Raw genomic sequence first — 25561 nt, forward strand, 5'->3', positions numbered from 1 at the left:
TCCACAGACTCGACCACCACCAAGCGGCCAATCCGCCACAACTCGATCCAGAGGGACGCCGGGTCCTCTATGTGGGCGCCGACCTGGCGACTTCGGCCAGCGAAGTGTTCGGCGAGGCAGGCATTGCCGAGGTCTGCCCCCGCTACCGAGTATCGGTGCTGGCGCCCTCCACGCCCGTCCCGCTGTTCGACCTCACCAAACCTGGGGCTGCTATGACGATCGGTGCGCTGCCCACCCTCGCCGACGGCAACGAAGCCCGTGAACTGACCCAACAGTGGGCCCGCGCAATCTACGAAGATCAACCCGCCGGCCCCACAATCCGTGGTGTGCGCTACCGCACCGCCTACAACTTCGGCCACTCCCTCGCGCTTTGGGATTGCGACGACCGGATCGCCGTCGTCCATGACAGTGCCGGCCGCCAGCAGGACCACGCCCTGCGACATCCTGGGATCTTCGCCCGGTTCCAAGTCGAAATGCGCAAACGCCACATCAGCGTGGCGACCGTGACCGAGAGCGACTGCACACTCTGCCAGCCCCGATAAACCCCAACGAGACCTGGCTCACACTCTTACTAGAACGTGTTCTAGATTGGACCCATGAGCGACCGGGCGGACTTCGATCTCTCGACGGTGTTCGCCACCGTCGCCGACGAACTGCCGGAGCAGGAGTTCCTGGTCTGGCGCGACAAGCGGTTCACCTACGGCGAGAGCAAGGCGCGCATCGACGGTGTGGCGCACCACCTGGCCGCCCAGGGGCTGGGCTGTCACACCGAGCGCGACCAGCTGCCCGGCCACGAGAGCGGGCAGGACCACCTGGGGCTGTACCTGCGCAACGGCAACGAATACCTCGAGGCCATGATCGCCGGGTACCGCGCGCGGGTGGCGCCGTTCAACGTCAGCTACCGCTACGTCGACGAGGAGTTGGTGTATCTCCTCGACGACAGCAAGGCCACCGCGCTGGTGTACAACGCCGAGTTCGCGCCGCGGGTGGCCGCCATCCGCGACCGGCTGCCGGCGCTGCGGGTGCTCCTCCAAGTGGCCGACGAGTCCGGGAACGACCTGCTACCCGGTGCGGTCGACTACGAATCCATCACCGGCACAACGGCTCCCACGGCCGGACTGCCCGCCCCGTCGCCCGACGACCTCTACATCCTCTACACCGGCGGCACCACCGGCATGCCCAAGGGCGTGCTCTGGCGGCAGCACGACATCTTCATCTCGGCGATGGGCGGCCGCCCCTTCGGCAGCGACACTCCGCTGGGGTCCTACGCGGAGTTGGCCGAGCGCGCCAGATCCACCGGCGGCGCGATGTCGCTGCTGATGCTGCCGCCGTTCATGCACGGCGCCGCGCAGTGGGCGGCCTACAACATCATCACCATGGGCGGCCGGATCGTGATCCCCGACGACGTCGAGCGGTTGCGTGTGGCCGATGTTCTGCGACTGGTGGAACGCGAGAAGGTGCTGAGCGTCCCCGTCGTCGGCGACGCGATGGCCCGGCCGCTGATCGACGAGATCGAGGCCGGCGACTACGACCTGTCGTGCCTGATCTCGGTGACCAACGGCGGGGCGCCCATGTCACCGGGGGTGCGCGACCGCATCCGCGCGGCGCTGCCGCACGTGCTGCTGCTCGACGCGGTGGGGTCCTCGGAGGCCGGCCAGCAGATGAACACCGTGGCCAGCGACGAGGTGCCGTCGGCGGTGTTCAACCCGCAGGCCGACACCGCGGTGGTCTCGGTCGACTACGACCGGGTGCTCACGCCCGGCAGCGGCGAGGAGGGCTGGCTGGCCCGGCGCGACATCATCCCGCTGGGCTATCTGGGCGACGAGGCCAAGACCGCGCGCACCTTCCCCACCATCGACGGCGTGCGGTGGTCGGTGCCCGGCGACAAGGCCCGCTACCTCGACGACGGGCGCATCGAGTTGCTCGGCCGGGACTCGGTGACGATCAACTCCGGCGGCGAGAAGATCTTCGCCGAGGAGGTCGAACGGGCCGTCGCGGCGCATCCGCACATCTACGACGTCGTGGTCGTCGGCCGTCCCTCGGAGCGCTGGGGCAGCGAGGTGGTGGCCGTGGTGCAACTCGCCGAGGGCACGTCGGTCACCGACGAGGAACTCGTGGAGGCCTGCAGCCGCAGCATCGCGCGCTACAAGGTGCCCAAGCGCTTCATCCGCACCGACAAGGTGGTGCGCTCGCCCGCGGGCAAGGCCGACTACCGCTGGGCCAAGTCGGTCGCCACCGCCGCCGCCGACGCCGAGAAGTAGCTGCCGTACACATCGCCCGAGAGCCGGCGTAGTCGCGCTACTTCTCGGCGCGGATCAGGCGCAAGATCAGGCCGTCACCAACGGACGGCCGGCGGTCTCCCGCACGGTCAGGACCGTCACCAAGGAGATCACCGCGGCCACCACGATGTAGTACGCCGGGGCGATCGCATTCTCGGTGGACGCCGTCAACCAGGTGACGATGTAGGGCGTGGTGCCGCCGAACACCGCGACACACAGGTTGTAGCCCACTCCGAAACCGCTGTAGCGGACCCGGGTCGCGAACATCTCCACTCCCGCCGACACCGCCACCGAGATGTAGACGCACTCGATGACCGCCAACCCGATGTGCGCGGCGATGGCCGCGGCCAGCGAACCCGAATTCAGCAGCAGGAACAGCGGATAGGCGAACACCGCGAAGCCCACCGAGCCCGCGATCAGCATGGGCCGCCGGCCGATCCGGTCCGACAGCGCGGCCAGCGGCAGGATCAGCACGATGGCCACCAGGCAGGCCGCGGTGATCGAGACGAAGGCGCCGGTCTCGGAGAACTCCAGCGTCCGGATGAAGTAGGTGGGTAGGTAGGCGAACACCACGTAGTAGCCCACGTTGAAGATCACGAACATCCCGATGACCTGCAGGATCTGCCGCCACGACGTCCGAATCGATTCGCGCAGCGGGGAACTCGCGATCTCGTCGTTCGCGCTGAGCTCCTTGAACTCCGGGGTGTCGTCCAGCTTCAGCCGGATGTAGAGGCCCACCAGCCCCAGCGGGCCCGCAATCAGGAACGGGATCCGCCAGCCGTAGGTGCTCATGGCCTCCGCGGACAGCCCCGCCTCCAGCAGCGTGACGGTGATGGAGCCGAGCAGAAAGCCCAGTACGCCCGACCACACCATGAAGGTGATGGTGCGGCCGCGGGTGCGATCCTCGGCGAACTCGGCCAGATACACCGCGCCGCCGCCGTATTCGCCGCCGGCGGAGAAGCCCTGCAGGCAGCGCATCAGCAGCAACAGCAGCGGCGCGGCGATCCCGATCGCCTCGTAGGTCGGCAGCAGGCCGATGGCCAGGGTGGCCGCCGACATCAGCAGGATCACCAGCGCCAGCACGCGGTGCCGGCCGATCCGGTCGCCGAGTGGGCCGAAGACGAATCCGCCCAGCGGCCGCAGCAGGAACGCCGCGGCGAAGATCGCGAAGGTGTTCAGCAGCGCCGCGGTGTCGTTGCCCTCCGGAAAGAAGTTCGCCGCGATGAACGTCGCCAGGAAGCCGTAGATGGCGAAGTCGAACCATTCGACGGCGTTCCCGATCGACGCCCCGGTGATCACCTTGCGCAGCGTGACCGTGTCCGCATCGCCGACCTGCGTCATGAAAACCACCCTCTCGCTGTCCGAGAAGGCAGTTTACAAACTCAGGCGGGCGCCGGCTGCCCCAGGAACTGCCCGTCGAGGAACTGGCCGTAATCCGGCAGGACCGCGCCGGCGTCGATGTTGCCGACCTGCTTGGCCCAGGTGCCCTTGGCGTTGAGTTCCTCGGCCAGCGACGGCTCGAGTTCCAGGCTGAAGTCGTACTCCGCCAGCACACCGCTGACCAGCGCCGGGTCCAGCTGCGTGGCGTCGGCGACGGCGGCCACGCTGCCTTCGGTCCCATTGGCCAGGTCGGCGCCGGCGGCGTCGAGGGCGGCGAAGAACGCGGTCAGGTCCTCGGCCTTGTCCGTCGCGGTGGCCTCGGTGGTGAGGTACAGGCAGTGGTCCACGAAGCTGCCCCCGCTGTCCTCGAGCACCGCCGCGTTGTCCCCGAGCGCGGCGATGACCTGCGCCTGATAGGGCTGGAAGATGGATACCGCGTCGACGTTGCCCTGGGTGGCGGCCGTGACGATGGCCGACGGCGCCACCTGGACCTGCTCGGCGCGCACCCCCGCCTGCGCCAGGACGCTGTCGGCGAAGAACGCTCCGCTGGTGCCCTGCGGCGCGCCGACCCGCTTGCCCTCCAGGTCGGCCAGGCTGGCCACCCCGGAATCCTTGCGCGCGACGATGCGCCCGCCGCTCCAGCGCGCCCCGTCGGCGACGACCCGCAGTTCCGGGGACTTGAGCACCGCCGCGGAGGTGGGTACCGCCGCGGCCGTGGTCACGTCCACCTGCCGGGCGGTGAGCGCCTGCAGCGCCTCGACTCCCGTGGAGAAGTTGACCACCTCGACGTCCAGCCCGCGGTCGGCGAAGTAGCCGGCCTGCTCGGCGACGGGGATGTGCGACCACGACGGGTCCACCACGAAGCCGACGACGAGTTTGCCGTCCGCGTCGTCGGATTGGGCGGTGCACGCCGTGGTGCCGGCCAGGGCGGCCGCCGCGGCCACCGCGAGTGCGATGACGGACTTGCGGGTGAGGATGGACATCGATTGTGCTCCTAGCTGATCGGTAACGGGTGGATGTTGGGTTCGGCGTCGGAGCCGAGTTCGTTGTGCAGCCGGCGCCGCAGGTCGCTGTAGCCGTCCAGGTCGGCCAGCCGGTCCGCGGGGCGGGGTCGGGGCAGCGGGTTGTCCAGGGCGCTGCGGACTTCACCGTCGCCGAGCACCACGATGCGATCCGAGAGCCGGATGGCCTCGTCGACGTCGTGGGTCACGAACACGACGGTGCGCCGCAGGTTCGACCACAGGTCGACCACCAGATCCTGCATCCGCAGCCGGGTCTGGGCGTCCAGCGCGGCGAACGGTTCGTCCATCAGCATCACCTCGGGCTCGCCGGCGAGCAGCCGGGCCAGGCCGATGCGTTGGCGCATGCCGCCGGACAGCTGGTTGGGTTGCTGGCCGGCGACCTTCTCGGACAGCCCGACGGCGGCCAGCAGCTCGCGCACCCGGCCGCGGCGTTCCCGCGCGGGCACCGAGCGGGCGCGCAGCGCGAACAGCAGGTTGGCCTCCACGCTCATCCACGGGAAGAGGATGTCGCGTTGAAAGGCCATGCCGCGCCGCGGATCCGGCTTGTCGACCACCGCGCCGTCGTCGGTGACCCGGCCCTCGCTGGCCGACAGCAGCCCGGCCAGGCAGTACAGCAGCGTGGTCTTGCCGCAGCCCGACGGCCCCACCAGCACGGTGAAGGAGCCGTCCGGGAACTCCAGGTCGATCCCCCTCAGCGACGGGGCGGCCGCGCCGGGATGGCGGACCACCAAACCGTCTGTGCGCAGGGTCATCTCATCGCTCCTGAGCCGCCCACCGGGTCACCGGCGCGGTGAGGCGGGCGAGTAGTTGGTCGACGACGGCTCCCAGCAGGCCCAGCACGACGAGGCAGAAGATCAGCCGGTCGGCCTGGGAGAACAGCTGCGATTGGTAGATCCGGTAGCCGAGGCCGTGGGTGGTCCCGGTCATCTCGGCGACCACGATGAGCACGAACGCCATCGCCGCGCCGACCCGGAGTCCGGCGACGACATCCGGTGCGGCCTCCGGGATCACGATCCGGGTCAGCGTGTGCCACCGCGACGCGCCGAGGCAGCGGGCGGCCTGCAGGAAGTCCGCGGGGGTGGTCGACAGCCCGGCGTGGCTGTTGATCCAGACCGGGACGAACACGCCCAGGGCGACGACGCTGATCTTGCTCTCCTCGCCGAGTCCGAACCACAGGATGGCCAGCGGTACCAGGCCGATGGTGGGGATCGGCGCGAACAGGCGAAGGACCGGTTGCACGATCGCGCGCCCGGCGGCGGTGGTCGCGGTGAGCACGGCGATTCCGAATCCGGCGGCCGCGCCGATGCCGAAACCCGCCACCGCGCGCGACATGCTGGCGGAGATGTCGGGGATCAGGTCGCCGCCCACGAGCAGTTGCCACCCGGCGGCGCCGATGTCGGCGACGGTGGGAAACAGTGCGCGCGGGAAGATTCCGGTGGCCGCGACCGCCGACCAGACCAGCCCGACGATCAGTACGCCGACGGCCAGCCCGGCACCGCGCCCCACTCTGGTGCCGGTCACGGTCACCGGCTTGGTCAGGACGCTCACCTTTGCCGCCGGTCGATCGCGTCCCGGGCGGCGACCACACCGGCGGGCACCCAGTCGGTGGGCACGGACTGCGAGCGGTACACCAGCCGGGTGCGGCTGAGCCGGTCCACGCCGGGCACGCGCAACGTCTTCACCTCGGGCTCGCCGGCCACGCCCTTGCCCTCGTACGGGCTGAAGTACTCCCAGACGATCTGCCCGTCCGGGGTCACTTGGAAGAGCCGGCCCTGCATGCCCTCGGTGATCAGGGTGTTGCCGTTGGGCAGGCGCTGCGCGTTGCTGACGAATGAGCTGAAGAAGCTCCACGACGGCAGGCCGGAATCCTCGGCGGTGTACTGCCACACGATGTTCTCGGTGGCCGGGTCGATCTCCAGGATCCGGGACCCGGCGTAGATGCCCAGTGGGGCAGGCGGATAGCCGGCGCCGCCCTGGTTGTCGAAGACCAGCAGGTTGCCCGCCCCGGGCAGGCCGTCGGCGATGAAGTGCGGGTTGTGCTGCCCGGAGAACTGATCCAGCGGGCGCGGCAGCGTGTGGGTGTTGATGCGCTGGTGCTCGGCGCCCGGCGTGGCCGGCAGGTCGGGCCCCAGCCGCCACACGATGGCCTCGGTGCGCCGGTCGATCACGGCGATGATGTTCGCCTTGCGGGCGCTGATCACGATGTTGTCCGGCTGGAACACCGTGTCGGGGTCCGCCCGGTGCCAGCGATTCGGTCCGATGGTCTTGGCGCTGTTGAGTTCCAGGTAGCCCCAGGGGTTCTCGGGGTCCCGCTGGGAGGCCTGGCGCAGCAGTTCGAAACCCTCGGCGGAGAAGCCGAACTCCGCCAGGTGGTCACCCGCGCGCCATTCCCAGACGATCTCCCCGGCCGGGGTGACCTCATAGAGGCCCTGATCGCCGATCACCGCGTCGCCGAGGTCGGCCACCTGCCGCGGAATGGTCACCAGCAGAAGATGATTGCCGTTGGGCAGCAGCTCCCAGTCGTGGTTCTGCCGCGCCGCGCCGCCCGGGGCCTCGGCGCCCCATTCCCACAGTGTCTCCCCGGTCCAGGACAACCGGCCCACGCTGCGGTTGGCGTAGATGCCGCCCGGTGACTCCGGCAGCAGCGACAACTGCACGCCGAGGTCGCCGATCCGCCCGTCGTTGAGGGCCGGATCGAGCAGCCGGGCCGGGACGCCGGCGTGCGGCCACTCGTTGTGGACCGCGCCGGTCAGGTCGATCAGTCGGGTGACGCCGTCGGCACCGGTGAACAGGACGAAGCCGTCCGCCGTGCGAGCGGGGTCGTGATAGGTGACGCCGTTGAGTTGTACCAAAGCCATGCCGAGCAATCTCCCGCAGCCGCGGCGCCCGGAACACCCTTGCGATCGGGCTGATCTAAACGATTAGCGCGGCCGCGGTGCGCCCATACGCTCGCGTCTCGACCGACAGACAGGGAGGGGGCGGTGGTGAAGCGGACGACGATCGTCGACGTGGCCCGGCAGGCCGGAACGTCGACGGCGGTGGTCAGCTACGTGTTGAACCCGGGCACCAAACCGGTCTCCGATGCGCTGCGTGGGCGCGTCCTGCGGGCCATCGCCGAACTCGACTACCGACCGCACCGGCACGCCCGTGCGCTGCGCCGCCGCGCCGAATGGGCCCAGGTCGGGCTGTTGATCCCCGACCTGACGCTGCCGTTCTACGGGACGTTGGCGGCCTCGATCGAGTCCGAGGCCCGCGGCCGCCGCCAACTCGTGCTGACCGGCAACACCGGTTTCGACGTCGCGGTCGAGCGGGAGTTGGCGCGTTCGTTCGTCGACGCGGGGGTCGACAGCCTGCTGGTGGCCGGGGTGTCCGACGGGCAGACCGTCGCCCAGATCTGCCGGGACGCGCGCACGCCGCTGATCTGGGTCCACCACAACCGCAACACTTCCGGGCCGCAGGTCATCTGTTCGGACCATGTCCGCGCCGGGGAGTTGGCCGCCCGGCACCTGGCCGAGACCCACGGTTGCGCGTCGATCGCCTTCGTCGGCGGCTTCTCCGACGAGCACGTGCAGCACGGGGATCGCGACACGGTGCGGGAACGCTTCGAGGGGTACCGCGCCGTGGTGGGCGCCGAGGTCCGGCACGTCACCACCGACCTGACCCTGGACGCCGCCTATCGCGCCGTGCGCGCCGAACTTCGCGAGCGTGGGGCGCCGGACGGCATGGTGGTCGGCACCTTCTTCCAGACCGCGCCGGTGCTGCGGGCGCTGGCCGACGCCGGTCTGCGCGTGCCCGACGATGTGCAGGTGGTCGGGTTCGACGCGGATGCCCGCAACAAGTACGGACTGATCACGCTGACCGCGGTGCAGCAGGACGTCGGTGAGATCGCGCGTCGCTCAATCGCTCTGGGGCACGAGACACCGGCGTCCGGTGCGGCCCCGGCGCGCGTCCCGGTGCGGCTGGCGCCGGCCGAGAGCTGCGGCTGCGCGGCTCAGGCGGGCGCCCGGTAGACCCCCTTGCCGGTGCCCAGCGGCAGGTCCAGCGTGGTGTGCAGGCCCGGTACGGCCGCGATGACGTCGGGGATGGCGTTGACGATCCGACCGGCGGCGGCCAGGATCGCGGCGTAGTTGTGGTCGCCGCGACTGCTGCTCGGGCAGATGTCGACGGCGTACGACGGCTCGCCGGTGATCTCCACCCGGTAGGAGCCGCCCGGCTGGGCGGGTTGGGCCCAATCGGGCCGCAGGTCTTCCCGCAGCCGGGTGATGTGCTCGACGACGATCGCGGGGTGGCCGCCGACCAGCCCCCGGATCTCGAAGCGCAGTGCGGCCACGGTGCCCTTCTTGATGCGGCCCACCGCCACGTCGAGGTCCTCGGGGGCGGGTTCCTGTTCGACGGCGTCGGTGATCTCGTCCACCTCGATACCGAGGCCCGCCGCGAGTTGGCGGATCGCGGTGCCCCACGCCAGCGACAGCACGCCGGGCTGGAACAGCAGTGGCAGCTCACCGATCTCGTTGCCGAACCCCATGACGTCGAACATCACCTCCTTGCCGTCGTAGGAGGCGTAGTCGGCGATCTCCATGGTGCGGATCTGCTCGATGCGCTGACAGGTGCTCGCGAACGCGAACGGGATCAGGTCGGTGACGAACCCCGGGTCCACGCCGGTGATGAAGATGCTGGAGTTCCCCTGGCGCGCAGCCTCTTCCAGCCGTCCGATGGCCTTGTCCGGCACGAAGTCCCACGGGTACTGCCACGTGACGGGCGCTGAGCCCACGACGTCGATCCCCGCGGCCAGCGCCGCCATCACGTCGGCGGTCGCCTCCACGGGCCGAGTGTCGCCCATCGCGCAATACACCAGGCAGTCCGGCTTGGTGGCCAGCGCGGCGTCGAGGCCCAGCGTCGCCGCCACCCCGGTCTGCACGTCCAGGCCCGCGAGTTCGCCGGCGTCCTTGCCCACCTTGTCCGCGCTGGAGACCCCCACGGCGGTGAGCTCGAAGCGCGGATCCTCGATCAGTTGGATCAGCGCCAGCCGGCCGCAGTTTCCGGTGCCGAACAGCGCGACGCGGATGGTCATTCGATCTCCTCACGAGTGGCGGTCTTCGGGGAAGTATGCGCGATCTCGAGGAAAATTGGAACAGGTTCTAATTTCGGTCGCGGCGTGCGGTAACCTGACGCCCCATGGGACGCGTGACCGGAAAAGTCGTACTGATCAGCGGCGGAGCGCAGGGCATGGGCGCGGCGCACGCGCGGATGCTCGTCGCCGAGGGCGCCAAGGTGGTCATCGGCGACATCTTGGACGAAGCCGGTTCAGCGCTGGCCGACGAACTCGGGGACGCCGCGCGCTACGTGCACCTCGACGTCACCCAGGCCGATCAGTGGGACGCCGCGGTCGCGACGGCGGTCGGCGCGTTCGGCGGTCTGACGGCGCTGGTGAACAACGCTGGCATCGTCGCGCTGGGCAAGATCGGCAAGTTCGACATGACCGAGTGGCAGAAGGTCATCGACGTCAACCTCACCGGCACCTTCCTGGGCATGCAGGCCGTCGTCGGTCAGATGAAGGCCGCCGGCACCGGGTCGATCATCAACATCTCCTCCATCGAGGGTCTGCGCGGCGCCCCCATGGTGCACCCGTACGTCGCGTCCAAGTGGGCCGTGCGCGGGCTGGCCAAGTCCGCGGCACTCGAGTTGGGCCGGCACAACATTCGGGTGAACTCGGTACATCCGGGCTTCATCCGCACCCCCATGACCGAGCACTTCCCCGAGGACATGGTGACCGCCCCACTGGGCCGGTCCGGCCGCTCCGAGGAGGTGTCGACGTTCGTGGTGTTCCTCGTCAGCGACGAGTCGTCGTTCGCCACCGGCGCCGAGTTCGTCGTCGACGGCGGCCTGGTGACCGACGTCAACCACAAGGACAACGTTTTCTAGCCCCTCTTTTCCAGCGCGAGCATTGCTCCTATGTCAAGCGGCGGCGGTTTGGTGGGTGTGGTGTCGTGATTGTTCGTCGGCGTGGAGGCGGTTGTAGACGACTCGTGCCAGGCGTCGTTTGAGGCAGCGCAGTGCCTCGGCTTTGGTTTTGCCGTCCTGGTCGATGCGTTTGCGGTAGTAGGTCTGGCCGGGGCTGTCGGCTAGGCGGGTCTGGGTGAGGGCGATGCGGTAGAGGGCGGCGTTGAGTTGTCGGTTGCCTGCTCTGCTCAGACGTACCCGGCCGGCGGTGTTGCCTGACCAGACCGGGATGGGGGCGGTGCCGGTGTGGCAGGCGAACGCGGCTTCGTTTTTGAAGCGGGTGATGCCGGCGGTTTCGCCGACGATCTTGGCGGCGGTCAACTCGGCGCAGCCGGGCAGTGCCAGCAGCTGGGGGGCCACTGCCCGCACCGCGGTGCCGATGCGCTTCTCGAGTTCGTTGATGCTCAGGGTGAGCCGGATGATGTCACCGAGTTCGTCGGTGGCCAGCTCGGCGAGTAGCCCGTCGATGGTGGCCAGCCAGGCGGCCATGGCGGTCTGGGCTTTGGCGCGGGTGAGTGCTTTCTTCTTCAAGATTTGGGTGGGGTCGAGTTCGTGGATGCGGCCCAGCAGTCGGTTGATCGTCGAGGTGCGTTGGGCGACAAGGTCTTCGCGTCGATCGACGAGCAGTTTGAGTTCGCGGGAGACCTCGTCGTGAGCGGCTACGGGCAGATCCGGGTGGCGCAGGACTGCGCGGGCCACGGCCAGCGCGTCGATGGGGTCGGATTTGCCTTGGGTGCGTGCGCCGGCGCGTTCGTGGGCCATCAGCTTCGGTGCGACCCGCACGACCTTCTGACCCGCCGACAACAGGTCCCGCTCCAGGCGCGCTGATAGATTGCGGCAGTCTTCGATACCCCACAGCAGGTCCTCACCGAAGTTGGTCTTGGCCCAAGCCAACGCCTTGAGATGGCCTTCGGTGGTGGCGGGGACGGTCTTTTCTCCTGCTTTGCGGCCCCGGTCGTCGACGGCGACGAAGGTGTGGCTGCGCTTGTGTACATCGGCTCCAAGAACCACCATGGAGGTGCCTTCTTTCCTCAGATGTGGATGGGTAGAAGGTTGGGCCGGCCGGCGGACACATCTCAGTGGGGGCGATGCCACGCTCCTATCAAGTCACGCCGGTCGGTCCTTCCCACCTGATATCGGCACAATGCTCGCTAGCCAACCCCGAAGAGCAGCAGTGCGCGTCTGAGCCAGACACCAGGTGAGAAGAACCCAACCACCGCAACGCGGCAATCACCACAGTGACACTGAGTGCGCGTCCCCGGCCGACACGCCGAGGAATCTTCGTGTTTTGCGCACGCTCGCGCCGCAGGAGGCTGGGGTCAGCGACCGTCCTCGGTGAGCCGAAGCCGATGCGCGGCAGGCGATCCGAACAGCGCCCGGTTCAACGTGGCCCGCTTCAGGTAGGCGTGCACGCCGGCCTCCCAGGTGTAGCCGATGCCGCCGTGCAACTGCATGGCCTTGCCCGCGACCTGCACCGCCATCTCGCCGGCATAGGCCTTGGCCATCGCGGTCGCCCGCCCGGCGTCCGGATCCCCGCCGGCGACGGCCGCCACCGCGGCGCTCACCAGCTGGCGTGTCACCGAGATCTGCACCAGCATGTCGGCGCAGGCGTGCTTGACCGCCTGGAAGGACCCGATGGGCCGGCCGAACTGCTGACGCACACCCAGGTACGACACCGTGGCGTCAAGCATCGCCTCGGCCAACCCGAGGCTGTCGCAGGCCAATCCGAGGTAGGCGCGGTCCCGCACGGTCGCCAACCCCGACCCGGGATCCCCCGCGAAACTCAGCATCTCGACGGCGGCGCCATCGGCGGACACCGTTGCCAGCGAGCGGGTCTCGTCCACGACGGGTTGGTCGACCACGCTCACTCCCGCCGCGTCGGTCGCCACGGCGGCGACGACGAGGGCGCCGTCGGGACCGGTCACCGGCGCCAGCAGCCAGGTGGCCGCACCGTCGACGACATACGGCACCGAACCGCTCAACCGGCCATCGGCGTCCAGGGTCCAGGCCGGGTCGACGGCGCGGTCCTCGGCCGAGACCCCGACCGCCACCGTGGCCGACCCCTCGGCGACCTCGGCCAGCAGACGGTCACGAAGAGCGTTGGGCTGCAGCAGGTTCAGCAGCCCGACCCCGATGACGGCGCCGCCCAGATAACCGCTGCGGGCGGCCGCCCGGCCGAGCTCCTGGCAGATGACGACGGTCTCGCGCACGGTGGCGCCGGCGCCGCCGAACTCCTCGGCGATCTCCAGTCCCGTCCAGCCGGCCTGGGCCAGCAACGGCGCGCCGACCTCGCCGTCGGCCTCCTTGCCCAGCAGATCGGCGGCCACGGCGCGCAGTTCGTCGTGCAGCTCGCTGAAGTCCAATTCGGTCACTGCACACTCGGTTCCCGCGGCAGTCCCAGGCCGCGCTCGGCGATGATGTTGCGCTGGATCTCGCTGGCACCACCGGGGATGGTCCATTCCCACGATCCGATGAAATCCAGCACCCAGGCGCCGGATTCCCAGCCGCTCGACATCGGTTTGGTCAGCACGGTGTGCGCCCCGACCCCGCCGATCTGCACCCCGAAGTCGGTCATCCGCTGCAGCAGTTCGCTGTAGAACAGCTTCACGACCGAGGCGTCGGCGGCACCGGCGGTCCCGGCCTCGCTGCGCTCCACCAGTTCCCGGCACATTCCGCGCAATCCGGCGATCTCGATCTCGAAGGCGCTGACCTGATCCTGCACCCGCGAATCCGGGTTGTCGCGGCACGCCTCGACCAGCCAGCGGAAGCCGGCGTTACCCAACCGTTCCGCGAGTTCCAGCATGGTCATTCCGCGCTCGGCGCCCAGCGTCGCCTGCGCCACCTGCCAGCCCGCGTTCTCCGCTCCCACCAGGTTGGCCGCGGGGATCTCGACGTCGTTGAGGAAGATCTCGCAGAAGTGCGACTCGCCGATGGCGTTGCGGATCGGCCGCACCTCGATGCCCGGGCTCGTCATGTCCATCAGGAAGTACGAAATGCCCTTCCGTTTGGGCGCTTCCGGGTCGGTGCGCGCCAGCAGCAGGCACCAGTCCGCGTGCGCACCACCGCTGGCCCACACCTTCTGCCCGTTGACCACGAAGCCCTCGCCCACCCGCCGCGCGGTGGTGCGCAACGCGGCCAGATCCGAGCCGGCCTCGGGTTCGGAGAACCCCTGCACCCAGATCTGCCCGTCGAGGATCGCCGGCAGATGACGCTGCCGCTGTTCCTCGGTGCCGGCGACCAGCAGGGTCGACGCCGCGTGGTGGATGCCGACGAAGGCCAGCACCAACCGCGGCGCGTCGTGGGCCGCGAGTTCCTGGTACAGGACCACCTGTTCGGCCACCGACATGCCGCCACCCCACTCGGCGGGCCAGTGCGGCACCGCGTAGCCCGCCCGGTGCAGGGTGGCGAACCAGTCCTTCTGGAACGCAACGAATTCCGACTCGGTCACCGCGGCCTGCTCCCGGCGCCAGTCAGCCGGGACGTTGGCCGCGCACCAGTCCCGCACCCGCTTCCGGAACTCGCCCAGGTCGCTCATCCGGCGTACAGCCCGGTCAGGCCCCGCCCGTCGATGCGGGCGGTGAGCAGATCGCGGGTCGCCGACAGCCCGAAGGGCAGGCGCCGCAACGGCTGGCTGTAACGCGACAGCCACGACAGCGTGGTCTCGTCGCAGAACCCGACCGCGCCGTGCAGCTGATGGCAGACCCGGAACACCACCTCGGCCGCCTCGATCGCGGCCATCCGCAGCGCGAGCGCGTCGTCGAGCGCCTCGGCCGCCGACGTCCCCGACGACGGTCCGGCGCTCCACAGCGCGTGTTTGGCCAGGATCTCGAGCCCGCCGCGTTCCACCTCGGCGTCGGTGAGCTGGAACTGCACGCTCTGGAACTTCGACAGCGGCTGACCGAACTGCTGGCGCAGCCGGACATGCTCGATGGTCAATGCCAGTGCGCGGTCGAGCATTCCGAGCAGCGTCCAGCACGGCAGCACCAGCCCGAGCGCGACGTCGTCGGGTGCCTCCGCGCTGGTCGAGGACAGCTCCAGTTCGGCGACGAACCCGGGGCGGGCCGCCGAGGTACCGACCACGGTCCGGCTCTGCCCCGACAGGGTGACCGCCGTCCACGGCAGCCGCACCCCCACGACGGGGGCCGACGGGTTGGTGTCGGCGACCACCAGCAGTCCGGCGGCCTCGCCGGTGGTCGGCCGCGACAGCCGCTCGGCGACCGGATACGGCAGCGCCCAGTATCCCGCGCTGCGGCACAGCGCCGCGGCGGCCTCCAGGCTGTCGGAATCCGCCCGCGGCTCCAGGTCCCAGGCGCCGAGGTCCTGCAGGACCGCACCCACCAGCGCCTCGCGGGCCGCGGGTTTGGCCTCGGCCTGCTGCAGCAGTTCGTCGCCGCCGGCCGACTCGAAGGCCCGCAGCGCCTGCCGGCCGAACTCGTCGGCCTCGGGGCTCAGGTCCAGGATCATGATGCCGCCAGCAGCGCTCGGGACAGCAGGATGCGTTGCATCTCGATACTGCCGGAGGACACCGTGGACGCCTGCGAGTAGCGCCAGTGGTCCTCGACCTCGTCGCGGAACCGACGCACCCCGGGGTCGTCGACGTCCGCGGCCGCGATGATCTCCATGAGCACCTCCGCGCTGTCCTGATCCAGCTTCGTCACCGCGATGCGGTACCCGGAGGCGTCCCCGGGCCGCACCTGCCCCTTGCTCTGCAACTCGACCAACCGGTACGCCAGCAGGCGGGCCCGCCGGCAGTGCACCAGCATCCGGGTCCACCTGGCGCGCAACTCATCTGGCAGCTCGGCCCAGGCCGCGCCCAGGGCGCGCGGCGCGTCGTTCAGCAGCTTCTCGCAGCGGGCGTACCGCGCGATGCCCACGCGCTCGAAGGACAGCACGTCCTGCACGATCGACCAGCCCGCGCCGATCTCGCCGAGCACGTCGGCCTCGGTGACCCGCAGATCGTCGAAGAACACCTCGTTGAGGTGGTGCGGTCCCATGATGCAGCGGATCGGTCGCACCTGGATGGCCGGGTCGGACATCGGTACCAGGAAGATGGTCAGGCCCTGCTGCTTCTTGTCCTCCTTGGACGTGCGCGCCAGCAGGAAGCACCATTGCGCCATGGTCGCGTACGAGGTCCAGATCTTCTGCCCGCTGACCAACCAGCCGTCGCCATCGCGGCGGGCGGTGGTGCGCAGCGAGGCCAGGTCGGAGCCAGCCTCGGGCTCCGAAAAACCCTGGCACCAGATGACTTCGCCGTTGGCGATCGGCGGCAGGTGGCGCTGCTGCTGCTCGGGGGTGCCGTGTCGCATGATGATCGGCCCCACCCAGTTGACGCCCATGTACTGCGCGCCGCGCGGTTCGTGGTGCGCCCACATCTCCTCGCGCACCACGGTCTGCTCCCACACCGAGGCGTCCCGGCCGCCGAACTCCGCCGGCCACGACATGCACAGCAGACCCTGTTCGGCCAGTGTGCGGCAGAACTGCTGCGCGGCAGCCAGATCCGCGGGGTCGTCGGTGAACGCCCCCATGAAGTCCTCGGGCAACTGCTCGGCCACCAGGCTACGCAGCTGACCGCGCAGCGCCGTGGCCTGCGCACCCATTTCGAAGTCCACTTCGTCCCCTATCCCGAACCCAGCGCGGGTTCGGCGTCACTGTCGGCTGTCCGGGGCGCGGTGCTGCGCGCGCCCAACTCGTCGAGTACCGCGGCGGTGTCGGCGCCCAGTTCCGGCGCCGGGCCCCGGACATGCCCCGGGGTCCGCGAAAACCAGGTCGGCACACCGGGAAACCGGATCGGGCCGTGCGGCGTCTGCACCGTCTCGAACAGCCCGACGGCGTTGAGGTGCGGGTTGTCGAACAGTGCGTCCGGGGTGTGGATCGGTGCGGCCGGGATCTCGAGTTCCTCGAACAGCGTCAGCCATTCCTCGGTGGTGCGCTCCTTCAGCGTCTCGGCCACCAGCCCGTACACGGTGTCGATCTGCTTGGCCCGAAGCTCGAGCGTCGCGTACAGCGTCGGGTCCTTTTCGACCCAGCAGGGCCGGACGGCGCCGACGAAGGCGTTCCAATGCTTGTCGTTGTAGATCAGGGCGGCGATGTGACCGTCCTTGGTCTCATACGGGCGACGGTTGGGGGCGACGGTCCGCGGGTAGACGGCCGGTCCGAGCGGCGGGTCGAACATCGCGCCGTTGGCGTGTTCGACGAGCATGAACGACGCCATCGTCTCGAACATGCTGACCTCGACCTCTTGGCCCTCCCCGGTGCGCTCCCGGTGGAACAGCGCCATCATGGTCGCGTAGAGCGCGGTCAGGCCGGCGACCTTGTCGGCCATGATGGTGCCCACGTAGTTCGCCTCGCCGGTCAACTGTTCCTGGACGGCGGGCAGCCCGCATTCGGCCTGGATGGTGTCGTCGTAGGCCGGGCGGTCGGCGGCCGGGCCGCGGCGGCTGTAGCCGTAGCAGTTGGTGTAGACGATCGTCGGGTTGATCGCGGCCACTTCGTCGTAGGAAAAGCCCAGGCTGGCAATCGCTTTGGAGCGCATGGAGTGGATGAACACGTCCGCGGACTCGATCAGGGCCCGCAGCGCGGCCTTGCCGTCGTCGGTCCGCAGGTCCAGCACTGCGCTGCGTTTGCCGCGGTTGACGTTGACGAACACCCCGCTCATGCCGGGGGCCGGGCCCACCGAGATGAACCGGGTGTTGTCGCCCTGCGGCGGTTCGATCTTGACGACGTCGGCGCCCATGTCGGCCATGATCTGGGTGCAGTAGGGACCCATCACCATGGCGGTGAGGTCGACCACCCGCACGCCGGCCAGCGGCCCCGCGGCGCTCATCGCTGCACCGCCTGGGCCGCCATCCCGAAGCTGTACCGGATGTGGTCGGCGTGCCCGTCCGGCACGACGGGGAAGATGACCGGATCGGCGGTGTCGCGGATCTCGGCCAGGTTCTCCGCGACGTCCTCGATGGTCCAGGCCTGCCGGTACACCCCGCGCGTCTCACCGATGTAGGCGCGCGCGACGCGGCCCGCCAGCGCCACCATGATTTCGCCGGTGACGGAGCAGGTTTCGTGCGCCAGCCAGCCGACGGTCGGCGCGACGAGTTCGGCGCCCATCGGCGGGTAGGCCGACGTGTCGAGGCCCTCGGCCATCCGGGTGACGGCCGCCGGCACGATCACGTTGCTCACGACGTTGGACGCCGCGCCCTCGAGCGCGGCGACGTTGGACAGCCCGATGATGCCGGCCTTGGCCACGCCGTAGTTGGCGACGTCGTGGTTGCCGTACAGCCCGCCGATCGAGGACGTCAGCACGATGCGCCCGTACCCCGCCTCGGTCATGGCCGCAAAGGCCGGCCGGACAACGTGAAAGGCCCCGCGCAGGTGCACGTCGAGCACGGCGTCGAAGTCCTCGTAGGACATCTGCGCCAGCGGTGCGCGGCGCACATTGCCCGCGTTATGGATCAGGATGTCGATGCGGCCGAACTCGCGCAGGGCCGCCTCGATGATCGCCTGACCGCCCTCGGCCGTCGCCACCGATTCGGTGCAGGCCACCGCCTGCCCGCCGGCCTCGGTGATCTCGCCGACGACCGCGCTGGCCGGGCCGGCGTCGGCACCGTCGCCGGTGAGCGTGCCGCCGACGTCGTTGACCACGACCTTGGCCCCGCGGTCGGCCAGCAACAGCGCGTACTCGCGGCCCAGCCCGCGGCCGCCGCCGGTGATGACGGCCACCCGGTCATCGAATCTCAGGGCAGCACTCAACGAATCTCCAGCCCGTCGAGGTCACCCTTGTCCCGCCACTGCGCGATGAGTTCGTCGAAGGCGTAGAACCCCGGCGAGTAGAAGTCACCCAGGAACGCGCCGTTGCGTTCGGCGCCGCCGCGGCCCTCGTTGTTGTAATAGCCGGGCGTGCAGGACAGCTCGAAGGCCGAGTTGTCGATCGCGAGTTCCCGGACGGTCGCCACCCACGCGTCCTGGCCCTCCTGGGTGGGTTCCACCAGGGTGGCGCCGCGGTTCTGCGCCTCGGCGATCAGGTAGGCGATGTGTTGGGCCTGCTGTTCGAACATGGCCGTGGTGTTGGCCGACACGCCGCCCTGGATGAACCCCATGAAGAACTGGTTCGGGAAGCCGCGGCTGGTCATGCCGTGCAGGGTCTTGTAGTCGTCGCGCCAGTAGTCGAACAGGGACAGCCCGTCGCGGCCCACGATGCGATCGATCGCGAAGCGGCGGCTGATCTCGGTGGAGATCTCGAAACCGCTGGCGAAGATGACGCAGTCGACCTCGTACTCCACCCCGTTGGCGACGATCCCCTTCTCGGTGAGCCGCTCGACGCCCTTGGACTCCGACACGTCGACCAGGGTGACGTTGGGCCGGTTGAAGGTTTCCAGGTAGTGCTCGCTGGAGGTGGGTCGCTTGCACATGAAGCGGTAGTACGGCTTGAGCGCCTCGGCGGTATCCGGGTCCTCGACGACCTCGGCGACCAGGCGGCGCAGCCGCTCCATGATCTTGAAGTCTTCCTCTTCCCGGAACGCCATGATCTGCTCGATGGTCGCCGAAGCGGGATCGGGCAGAGCCGCGATGCGCGCCGTGAGGTTGCGGCCCAGTTCGGTCCAGAAGTCGCACACCAGGTCCGGCTCGCCGAAGACCACACCCACGAACGGCGACCAGTTGTGGAAGTTGCGTTTGCGCTCTTCCTGCCAGCCCGGCTGCAGGGTGGCCGCCCAGGCCGGATCGGTGGGCGGGTTGGTGCGGGCGTCGACCGAGGACGGGGTGCGCTGGAAGACGTAGAGCTGCTGGGCGTCGCGGCCCAGGTGCGGCACCAGCTGGATGCCGGTGGCACCGGTGCCGACCAGCGCGACCCGCTTGTCGCCCAGCTTGTGCAGCCCACCGTCGGCGTCACCGCCGGTGTAGTCGTAATCCCAGCGCGCGGAATGGAACACGTGGCCTTTGAAGTCCTTGATGCCCGGGATCCCCGGGAGCTTCGGACGGTTGTAGGAGCCCTGCGCCATCACCACGAACCGCGCCCGGATCTCGTCGCCGCGGTCGGTGCGGATCGACCAGCGCTGCGCTTCGTCCTCCCACTGCAGTTCGCGCACCTGGGTGGAGAACAGCGCGCCGTCGTAGAGCCCGAAGTGCTTGCCGATGTTGCGGCAGTGCTGGAAAATCTCCGCGCCGTCGGCGAACTTCTTGCTCGGCATGAAGTCGAGTTCTTCGAGCAGCGGGATGTAGCAGTAGGCGTCGTTGTCGCACTGGATACCGGGGAACCGGTTCCAGTACCAGACACCGCCGAAGTCGCCGGCCATCTCGATGACCCGGATGCCCTGCACCCCGGCCTTCTTCAGGTAGGCCCCGGCCAGCAGGCCGGCGAACCCGCCGCCGAGGATGACGACGTCGACGTCCTCGGTGATCGGGTCCCGTTCGACGGGGGTGCTGTAGGGGTCGACCTCGTAGAAGTCGGCGAAATCGCCCTCGAGTTCCAGGTATTGGTCGCCGCCCTCGGGGCGCAGCCGCTTCTCACGCTCGACGCGGTACTTCTCTCGGATCGCGTCGATGTCGATGTCGGTGGGGGTGTCGGTGGGGCCGCAGCCGGTCTCGGTCATACGGTCGCGTTCTCCGGGAGTGCGGCCGGATGCAGCGGCGCCGGCAGGTCGTGAATCGCGGGCAGCACCTCGGCCGCGAACAGCTTGGTGCTTTCCATCGCGTCCTCGTACGGCATGGTGCCGAACTGCGGGACGATGGTGACCTCGGAGAACGAGCAGGCCTCCTGGGCCGCCTTGAGCTTCTCGAACACCACGTCCGGCGTGCCGATCAGCAGGTTCGAGGCGTGATATCCTGGCGGGCCGCCCTTCTTCTGGTCGCCGACCTGGGACGCGAGCACCGCCGTCGCGGTGGCCTCCCGCGCCGCGTAGGCCTCATAGCCCTTGACGCCCTTGAAGTTCGACGAGTCGGCGAAGCCGTAGTGGACGTTGACGTCGCGGTTGGCCGTCCAGATCCACTCCTCGGTCAGCGCCGCCAGCTTGTCGTCCTCCTTGGCCGTGCAGTACATGAACATCACGTTCTTGGGCTGACACGGTTCGAAGCCCTCCTCGGCCCGGAAGGTGTTGACCTTCTTGACCTCTTCGCCGGCATCCCAGATCGGCTTGTTGCCCACGAACAGCGGCACCATGCCGCGCCGGGACAGGATCTCCAGCGACTCGGCCGTCGACGACGAGCTGTAGATCCGGGAGAACAGGTCCTTGCTGATGGGTTCGGGCCGCAGCGACATCTCCGGGAAGGAGAAGATCTCCCCGTCGTAGGAGAAGCGTTCGCCGGAGAAGGCGAGTTCCAGGATGTCGAGGGTCTCGTTGAACCGCTGGCGGCTCTCCTCGCGGGGCACGCCGACCGCGGCGAATTCGCTCTTGGAGACGCCGCGGCCGATGCCGATGGTGTTGTACCGGCCGTTGGAGACGATGTCGAGGTAGGCGATCTGATGTGCCAGCCGCACCGGGTTCCACCACGGCGCGACGGCCACGAAGGTGCCCAGGCTGACCCGCTCGGTGCGACCGGCGAAGTAGGTCAGCGCCTGAATCGGGTTGGGCGTCATGCCGTACGGGGTGCCCTGGTGCTCCGGGAACCAGATGCCGTCGAAGCCCAACGGCTCGGCCAGATCACCGAGGGCCAGCGCGGCCTGCACGCACTGGTGGTCCGGCGTCTCCGGTGGGGTGCTGAAGTTTCCGGCCATGACGCGTTCCCAGTCGCGGGAGTTCTGCGCTCCGGTCCCCAGATTGACTTTCATTTCTTCTCCTTCGTGGTGATTTCGGTGCGCCCGGTGGCGCTCAGCGCAACCCAGCGCACCGAAATCGCGGGCCTAGAGTTCGCGGGGTTCGCCGGTTCCCATGTACTTGGACAGTTGGTGGTGCAGGTTGACGGTGCTGCGTTCGCGGTAGGGGTTGGGTCTGGTGCCGGGGAATCCCAGCGACTTCATGCCCTGCTGTACCGCGGCCATGTTGGAGAAGTCCTGCGGCAGCACCGAGAGCCAGTTCGGGCTGTCCTTGGGGGTGTACTCCCATTCCGTCTGCGGCTCTTGCCCTTTCGGGTACAGCTCCAGGGTGGCGACCTCGAAGATGCACTTGTTCGGGTCGTAGCTCGGATGCGGCCTGGCGCTGTAGCACAGCGCGGTGGTGAGCCCCTGGCCGATCTGGAAGTTGGGGAACAGCTGCCAGGCCGTGCCCGCCTGGCCGAGGATGTCGGCCGGGATGGTGGGCCAGATGACCCCGCGAGCCTCGTCGTCGCGCCGGGCCGAGGCCAGCCAGTGCTCGAGCACCTTGTCGGGCGGGGTGTCCTCGGGCAGTTCGTCGACCAGCCGCTTGGCCGCGTTCACCAGGGTCTCGGTGGTGGTCGCGTTGGTCTGCTCCCAGGTGTACATCTGCATCTCCGCGGTGGAGACGCGCGGGTCGTCACCGGTGCCCAGCCGGATCTTGGACTTGGTGGCCTCCATGTCCTTGGGCGCGTCGTAACCGATGTTGCTGTGCTTGCCCTGCGCCTTGGCCCAGCCCTTGAACTCACCGAACTTGTTGAACTCCGGGTGGGTGGTGAACACGTGGTAGGTCTCGTTGAAGGCCTCCAGCGCCACCTTCCAGTTGCAGTCGAAGTACAGCCATTTGCGCCACTTGTAGCGCATGTTCTCCAACCCGAACGGGTCCAGGATCTTGGCGGCCGGGAACAGATAGTCGGCCAGCGGCTCGCAGTCGGGGTCCATGTTGACGAACAACCAGCCGCCCCACGTGTCCACGCGGACCGGGGCCAGGTGGGTGTTCTCCGGGGTGAGCGCGCCCTTCCAGTCGTCCTGTTCGCGGATGTGCGTGCACGCGCCGTCCAGCCCGTAGGTCCAGCCGTGGAACCCGCACACGAACGATTTGCGGGCGCGGCCGCAGGCGTTCTTGGCACCGTCGGGGGCGTCGACCAGGCGGCGGCCCCGGTGCATGCACACGTTGTGATGGGCCTTGAAATCCTCCGCCGACGAACCGGTTCCGGTGCGCACCACCAGGATCGAGTCGTCGAGGACGTCGTAGGTGAGGTAGCTGCCGACCTCCTGCAGCTCCTCGACGCGGCCCACCTGCTGCCAGACCTTGCGCCACAGCCTGTCCCGTTCGGCGCGCGCGTATTCCGGCGAGGTGTAGGCCTCGACCGGGATGGTCACCGGGTTGGACAGTTCTTCGGCCGAATCGACGTCGATCCTCGTGTCATCCATGGCGTTCACATCGGAGGTCATCCGCTCCTCGCTTTCGCTCGTAACCAGTGCGTCATCAGGACTCCCACCGGGTGATGGCTGCGCGGAAGGAGTCGTCGGCAAGAAACAGCGACGTGTTGTCGGCGCCCAGGTGGGTCCACCGCAGGTTCAGCCCGCCGTCGACCAGCAGGGTCTGACCGGTGATGTAGCTCGACAGCTCGGACAGCAGGAACAGGATGGCGCCGGCCTGCTCTTCGGGTGTGCCGCGACGGCCCATCGCGATGGCGCGGCGGTCCCGCTCGGGGTCGGCGGCGACGTAGGTTCCCGATGCGGGGGTCTCGGTGACGCCCGGTGCGACGGCGTTGACGCGGATATCGGACTGCGCCAGTTCGGCGGCCATGGTGCGGGTGGCGGCGACCACCGCGGCCTTGGCGGTGCCGTAGGCCACGTGGAACGGCGCGGTGTTCATCCCGCTGATCGAGGACACCGAGACGATCGAGCCCGGCAGCTGCCGGTCGCGCAGTTCGGCGGCCACGGCCTGGCTCATGAAGAACATGGTTTCGAGGTTCTGGGTGAACAGCGCGCGCCAGTCCGCGCGGCTGACCCGGGTGCTGGGCATCCAGGTGTTCGGCGCGGCGCCGCCGGCGACGTTGACCAGGCCGTAGAGCTCGCCGTCGGCGGCGCGGGCGCGCTCCAGCACGGTGCCGATGCCCTCGTCGGTCGCGGCGTCGGCGGCCACCGGGACCACGCGCAACCCCTCGGCGATCAGCGGCCCGATGTGCTGGTCGAGGTTCTCCTGGGACCGGCTGACCGCGATCACGGTGGCCCCGGCGCGCGCCACGGTGCGGGTGACCGTGGTGCCGATGCCGCCGCCCCCGGCTCCGGAGACGACGACGACACGGTCCTGCAACCCCAGCAGATCGGCTTCCACGACTACCGCACCCGCCTAATTGTCCGGACAATACATCGCTGTGCACTCATTTGAGAACATCATTCTCTACCTCTTCACCGCTCGTCAAGGGCGGATTGCAAAATTGCCCGCCACTATTGTCTGGACTTATCCGGGTTGCTAATGTCCGTCCCGTGAACGCCTTGCCGACCCGCTCCGGCCAGTTTTCGTCGACCCCCGAGAGCGCCGTGGGCTGGCGCGTCGAGCGGCTGACCGCGCCGAGCCGGTTGTTCGGCGCCAACGGCCTGCGCACCGGCCCCGACGGCCGCGTCTACATCGCGCAGGTCACCGGCAGCCAGATCAGCGCGCTGGACCTCGGCTCCGGGCAGCTGGACGCGGTCAGCCCCAAGGGTGGCGACATCGTCGCGCCCGACGACGTGGCCTTCGCCGACGACGGCACCCTGTTCGCCACCGAGGTGATGGACGGCCGGGTCAGCGCGCTCGAGAACGGCCGCGCGCGGGTGCTGCGCGACGACCTGCCCTCGGCCAACGGCATCACGGTGCACCGCGGTCGACTGTTCATCGGCGAGTGCCGCGAGGGCGGGCGGCTGTTCGAACTCGACCCGAGCACCGGCGCGGCCCGGCTGCTGCTCGCGGACGTGCCCTCCCCCAACGGGATGGAGTTCGGCCCGGACGGGCTGCTGTACTTCCCGGTGATGGGCGCCAACGAGATCTGGCGCATCGACCCGGACCAGGCCGGGCCCATCACCGCCGAGAAGGTGGCCGGCGACCTCGGCGTCCCGGACGCGGTGAAATTCGACCAAGACGGTCAGATCGTGTCCACCCAGGTGGCCAGCGGCCAGGTGCTGCGCATCGATCCGCGCAGCGGAGCGCAGACCGTGCTCGCGTCGCTGAACCCCGGGCTGGACAACCTCACCTTCGCCGACGGCCGGCTGTTCGTCTCCAACTTCACCGGGGAGATCACCGAGATCCTCGACGGCAGCACCCGCACGCTGCTGCCCGGCGGGCTGAACTGGCCGCTGGACCTCGCCGTCGGGGCCGACGGCGGGTTGTACGTCGCCGACGGCACCTACTTCTACCGGCTGACCGACGGCGCCCTGCAGACCGTCGGCATGCTGTTCAGTCCCGGCTATCCGGGCTTCGTCCGCGGCGTCACCCCGTCGGGCCCGGACCAGTTCGTGGTGACGACCTCCGGCGGTCAGGTGGCCCGCTACCGGCCGGCCGACGCCGAAACCGACTATCTGGCCGACGGATTCGACCAGCTCTACGGCGTGAGCCTGGCGCCCGACGGCGCCGCGGTGGTCGCCGAACTCGGCACCGGCCGGGTGCTGTCGGTGCGCGACGGGCAGACCACCGTGCTGGCCTCCGGGCTGACGGATCCGGTGGGCGTGCTGGTCGACGCAGGCGGCACCGTGCTGGTCACCGAATCCGGCGCGGGCCGGGTGGTCAAGGTCGACGGCGGCCGCGCCGAGACCGTGCTCGACGGGCTGGTCAGCCCGCAGGGCATCGTGGAGTCCAACGGTCGGCTCTACATCGTGGATGCCGGCAGCAAGGCCCTCATCGAGTTCGATTCGGGCACCGGCACACAGCGCACCATCGCCGCCGGCCTGCCGCTGGGCGCCCCGCCCGGGGTGAGCCCCAAGCCGCTGTTGGGGATGCCGCCGTTCTCCGGCCCGCAGGGTCCGTTCGCCGGGATCGCCGCCGGTCCCGACGGCACCCTGTTCGTCTCGGCCGACGGCGACGGCAGTGTGCTCGCCGTGCGCCCCGCCGACCGGTGATC

Annotated in this window: 22 protein-coding genes; 5 read left to right on the forward strand and 17 right to left on the reverse strand. The window is 69.3% G+C overall.

Annotated features, from left to right (window positions below; genetic code table 11):
* Positions 1-71 precede the first annotated feature (71 nt).
* Complete coding sequence (locus tag EL338_RS23495; protein WP_327390630.1) at positions 72-542, forward strand: RES domain-containing protein; 471 nt, start codon at positions 72-74, stop codon at positions 540-542.
* Positions 543-596: 54 nt separating this feature from the next.
* Positions 597-2261, forward strand: a complete 1665-nt coding sequence (locus EL338_RS23500) for an acyl-CoA synthetase (protein WP_126335939.1) — start codon at positions 597-599, stop codon at positions 2259-2261.
* A gap of 66 nt (positions 2262-2327) precedes the next feature.
* On the opposite strand, the gene EL338_RS23505 is transcribed toward EL338_RS23500, so the two are convergent.
* From EL338_RS23505 to EL338_RS23525, 5 genes are read right to left on the reverse strand one after another with little or no spacing between them, the layout of a single operon-like run.
* Positions 2328-3620 (reverse strand): MFS transporter, encoded by a 1293-nt coding sequence (locus EL338_RS23505; RefSeq protein WP_126335940.1) that lies wholly within the window; start codon positions 3618-3620, stop codon positions 2328-2330.
* Positions 3621-3661: 41 nt separating this feature from the next.
* On the reverse strand, positions 3662-4642 hold the full coding sequence (locus EL338_RS23510) for an ABC transporter substrate-binding protein (RefSeq protein ID WP_126335941.1): 981 nt from the start codon (positions 4640-4642) through the stop codon (positions 3662-3664).
* 11 nt (positions 4643-4653) lie between these two features.
* Positions 4654-5433: an ABC transporter ATP-binding protein gene (locus EL338_RS23515; RefSeq protein WP_126335942.1), complete on the reverse strand. Its 780-nt coding sequence runs from the start codon at positions 5431-5433 to the stop codon at positions 4654-4656.
* A gap of 1 nt (position 5434) precedes the next feature.
* Positions 5435-6229, reverse strand: coding sequence for an ABC transporter permease (locus EL338_RS23520; protein ID WP_126335943.1), 795 nt, complete (start codon positions 6227-6229; stop codon positions 5435-5437).
* Positions 6226-7539, reverse strand: coding sequence for an aryl-sulfate sulfotransferase (locus EL338_RS23525; RefSeq protein WP_126335944.1), 1314 nt, complete (start codon positions 7537-7539; stop codon positions 6226-6228). The genes EL338_RS23520 and EL338_RS23525 overlap by 4 nt, the downstream gene beginning before the upstream one ends.
* Positions 7540-7662: 123 nt before the next feature.
* Here EL338_RS23525 and EL338_RS23530 point away from each other — a divergent pair, with 123 nt between their 5' ends.
* A complete protein-coding gene (locus tag EL338_RS23530) occupies positions 7663-8691 on the forward strand; it encodes a LacI family DNA-binding transcriptional regulator (protein WP_126335945.1) in 1029 nt (342 codons plus the stop codon).
* Here EL338_RS23530 and EL338_RS23535 read toward each other — a convergent pair.
* Entirely contained in the window at positions 8673-9752 is a 1080-nt protein-coding gene (locus tag EL338_RS23535; RefSeq protein ID WP_126335946.1) for an NAD(P)H-dependent amine dehydrogenase family protein, read from the reverse strand. The genes EL338_RS23530 and EL338_RS23535 overlap by 19 nt on opposite strands.
* A 104-nt stretch (positions 9753-9856) precedes the next feature.
* On the opposite strand from EL338_RS23535, the gene EL338_RS23540 reads away from it, so the two are divergent.
* Positions 9857-10603, forward strand: a complete 747-nt coding sequence (locus EL338_RS23540; protein WP_126335947.1) for a glucose 1-dehydrogenase — start codon at positions 9857-9859, stop codon at positions 10601-10603.
* A 33-nt stretch (positions 10604-10636) separates the two neighbouring features.
* Here EL338_RS23540 and EL338_RS23545 read toward each other — a convergent pair whose 3' ends face one another.
* The 11 genes from EL338_RS23545 to EL338_RS23595 all read right to left on the reverse strand — a co-directional run bounded on the left by EL338_RS23545 (position 10637) and on the right by EL338_RS23595 (position 23802).
* Positions 10637-11695 (reverse strand): IS110 family RNA-guided transposase, encoded by a 1059-nt coding sequence (locus EL338_RS23545; protein WP_126332096.1) that lies wholly within the window; start codon positions 11693-11695, stop codon positions 10637-10639.
* A 305-nt stretch (positions 11696-12000) separates the two neighbouring features.
* On the reverse strand, positions 12001-13053 hold the full coding sequence (locus EL338_RS23550; RefSeq protein WP_235666267.1) for an acyl-CoA dehydrogenase family protein: 1053 nt from the start codon (positions 13051-13053) through the stop codon (positions 12001-12003).
* Positions 13050-14216 (reverse strand): acyl-CoA dehydrogenase family protein, encoded by a 1167-nt coding sequence (locus tag EL338_RS23555; protein WP_126335949.1) that lies wholly within the window; start codon positions 14214-14216, stop codon positions 13050-13052. The genes EL338_RS23550 and EL338_RS23555 overlap by 4 nt, the downstream gene beginning before the upstream one ends.
* Positions 14213-15145 (reverse strand): acyl-CoA dehydrogenase family protein, encoded by a 933-nt coding sequence (locus EL338_RS23560; protein WP_126335950.1) that lies wholly within the window; start codon positions 15143-15145, stop codon positions 14213-14215. The genes EL338_RS23555 and EL338_RS23560 overlap by 4 nt, the downstream gene beginning before the upstream one ends.
* A complete protein-coding gene (locus EL338_RS23565) occupies positions 15142-16278 on the reverse strand; it encodes an acyl-CoA dehydrogenase family protein (protein ID WP_126337076.1) in 1137 nt (378 codons plus the stop codon). The genes EL338_RS23560 and EL338_RS23565 overlap by 4 nt, the downstream gene beginning before the upstream one ends.
* A 20-nt stretch (positions 16279-16298) precedes the next feature.
* Positions 16299-17504, reverse strand: a complete 1206-nt coding sequence (locus tag EL338_RS23570; protein WP_126335951.1) for a CaiB/BaiF CoA transferase family protein — start codon at positions 17502-17504, stop codon at positions 16299-16301.
* Positions 17501-18424, reverse strand: coding sequence for an SDR family NAD(P)-dependent oxidoreductase (locus EL338_RS23575; protein WP_126335952.1), 924 nt, complete (start codon positions 18422-18424; stop codon positions 17501-17503). The genes EL338_RS23570 and EL338_RS23575 overlap by 4 nt, the downstream gene beginning before the upstream one ends.
* Positions 18421-20262: a flavin-containing monooxygenase gene (locus tag EL338_RS23580; RefSeq protein WP_126335953.1), complete on the reverse strand. Its 1842-nt coding sequence runs from the start codon at positions 20260-20262 to the stop codon at positions 18421-18423. Before EL338_RS23580 ends, EL338_RS23575 begins: the two co-directional genes overlap by 4 nt.
* Positions 20259-21437 carry an LLM class flavin-dependent oxidoreductase gene (locus EL338_RS23585; RefSeq protein WP_126335954.1) on the reverse strand — a complete coding sequence of 393 codons (1179 nt, stop codon included), beginning with the start codon at positions 21435-21437 and terminating at the stop codon, positions 20259-20261. Before EL338_RS23585 ends, EL338_RS23580 begins: the two co-directional genes overlap by 4 nt.
* Before the next feature lie 72 nt (positions 21438-21509).
* Positions 21510-22913: an aromatic ring-hydroxylating oxygenase subunit alpha gene (locus tag EL338_RS23590; RefSeq protein ID WP_235666268.1), complete on the reverse strand. Its 1404-nt coding sequence runs from the start codon at positions 22911-22913 to the stop codon at positions 21510-21512.
* A gap of 34 nt (positions 22914-22947) precedes the next feature.
* A complete protein-coding gene (locus tag EL338_RS23595) occupies positions 22948-23802 on the reverse strand; it encodes an SDR family NAD(P)-dependent oxidoreductase (RefSeq protein ID WP_126335955.1) in 855 nt (284 codons plus the stop codon).
* 152 nt (positions 23803-23954) lie between these two features.
* Between EL338_RS23595 and EL338_RS23600 the strand changes: the two genes are divergently transcribed.
* A complete protein-coding gene (locus EL338_RS23600; RefSeq protein ID WP_235666269.1) occupies positions 23955-25559 on the forward strand; it encodes a Vgb family protein in 1605 nt (534 codons plus the stop codon).
* Positions 25560-25561 lie beyond the last annotated feature (2 nt).

The organism is Mycolicibacterium chitae (genome assembly GCF_900637205.1).
In the GTDB taxonomy this organism is placed as follows: Bacteria; Actinomycetota; Actinomycetes; order Mycobacteriales; family Mycobacteriaceae; genus Mycobacterium; species Mycobacterium chitae.

Coding starts and splice junctions, on each gene's coding strand:
- EL338_RS23540 (WP_126335947.1), top strand. CDS start 9,857: ATGGGACGCGTGACCGGAAAAGTCGTACTGATCAGCGGCGGAGCGCAG.
- EL338_RS23545 (WP_126332096.1), bottom strand. CDS start 11,695: ATGGTGGTTCTTGGAGCCGATGTACACAAGCGCAGCCACACCTTCGTC.
- EL338_RS23505 (WP_126335940.1), bottom strand. CDS start 3,620: ATGACGCAGGTCGGCGATGCGGACACGGTCACGCTGCGCAAGGTGATC.
- EL338_RS23585 (WP_126335954.1), bottom strand. CDS start 21,437: ATGAAAGTCAATCTGGGGACCGGAGCGCAGAACTCCCGCGACTGGGAA.
- EL338_RS23555 (WP_126335949.1), bottom strand. CDS start 14,216: ATGAGCGACCTGGGCGAGTTCCGGAAGCGGGTGCGGGACTGGTGCGCG.
- EL338_RS23510 (WP_126335941.1), bottom strand. CDS start 4,642: ATGTCCATCCTCACCCGCAAGTCCGTCATCGCACTCGCGGTGGCCGCG.
- EL338_RS23500 (WP_126335939.1), top strand. CDS start 597: ATGAGCGACCGGGCGGACTTCGATCTCTCGACGGTGTTCGCCACCGTC.
- EL338_RS23560 (WP_126335950.1), bottom strand. CDS start 15,145: ATGATCCTGGACCTGAGCCCCGAGGCCGACGAGTTCGGCCGGCAGGCG.
- EL338_RS23590 (WP_235666268.1), bottom strand. CDS start 22,913: ATGACCTCCGATGTGAACGCCATGGATGACACGAGGATCGACGTCGAT.
- EL338_RS23525 (WP_126335944.1), bottom strand. CDS start 7,539: ATGGCTTTGGTACAACTCAACGGCGTCACCTATCACGACCCCGCTCGC.
- EL338_RS23570 (WP_126335951.1), bottom strand. CDS start 17,504: ATGAGCGCCGCGGGGCCGCTGGCCGGCGTGCGGGTGGTCGACCTCACC.
- EL338_RS23565 (WP_126337076.1), bottom strand. CDS start 16,278: ATGGGTGCGCAGGCCACGGCGCTGCGCGGTCAGCTGCGTAGCCTGGTG.
- EL338_RS23515 (WP_126335942.1), bottom strand. CDS start 5,433: ATGACCCTGCGCACAGACGGTTTGGTGGTCCGCCATCCCGGCGCGGCC.
- EL338_RS23535 (WP_126335946.1), bottom strand. CDS start 9,752: ATGACCATCCGCGTCGCGCTGTTCGGCACCGGAAACTGCGGCCGGCTG.
- EL338_RS23580 (WP_126335953.1), bottom strand. CDS start 20,262: ATGACCGAGACCGGCTGCGGCCCCACCGACACCCCCACCGACATCGAC.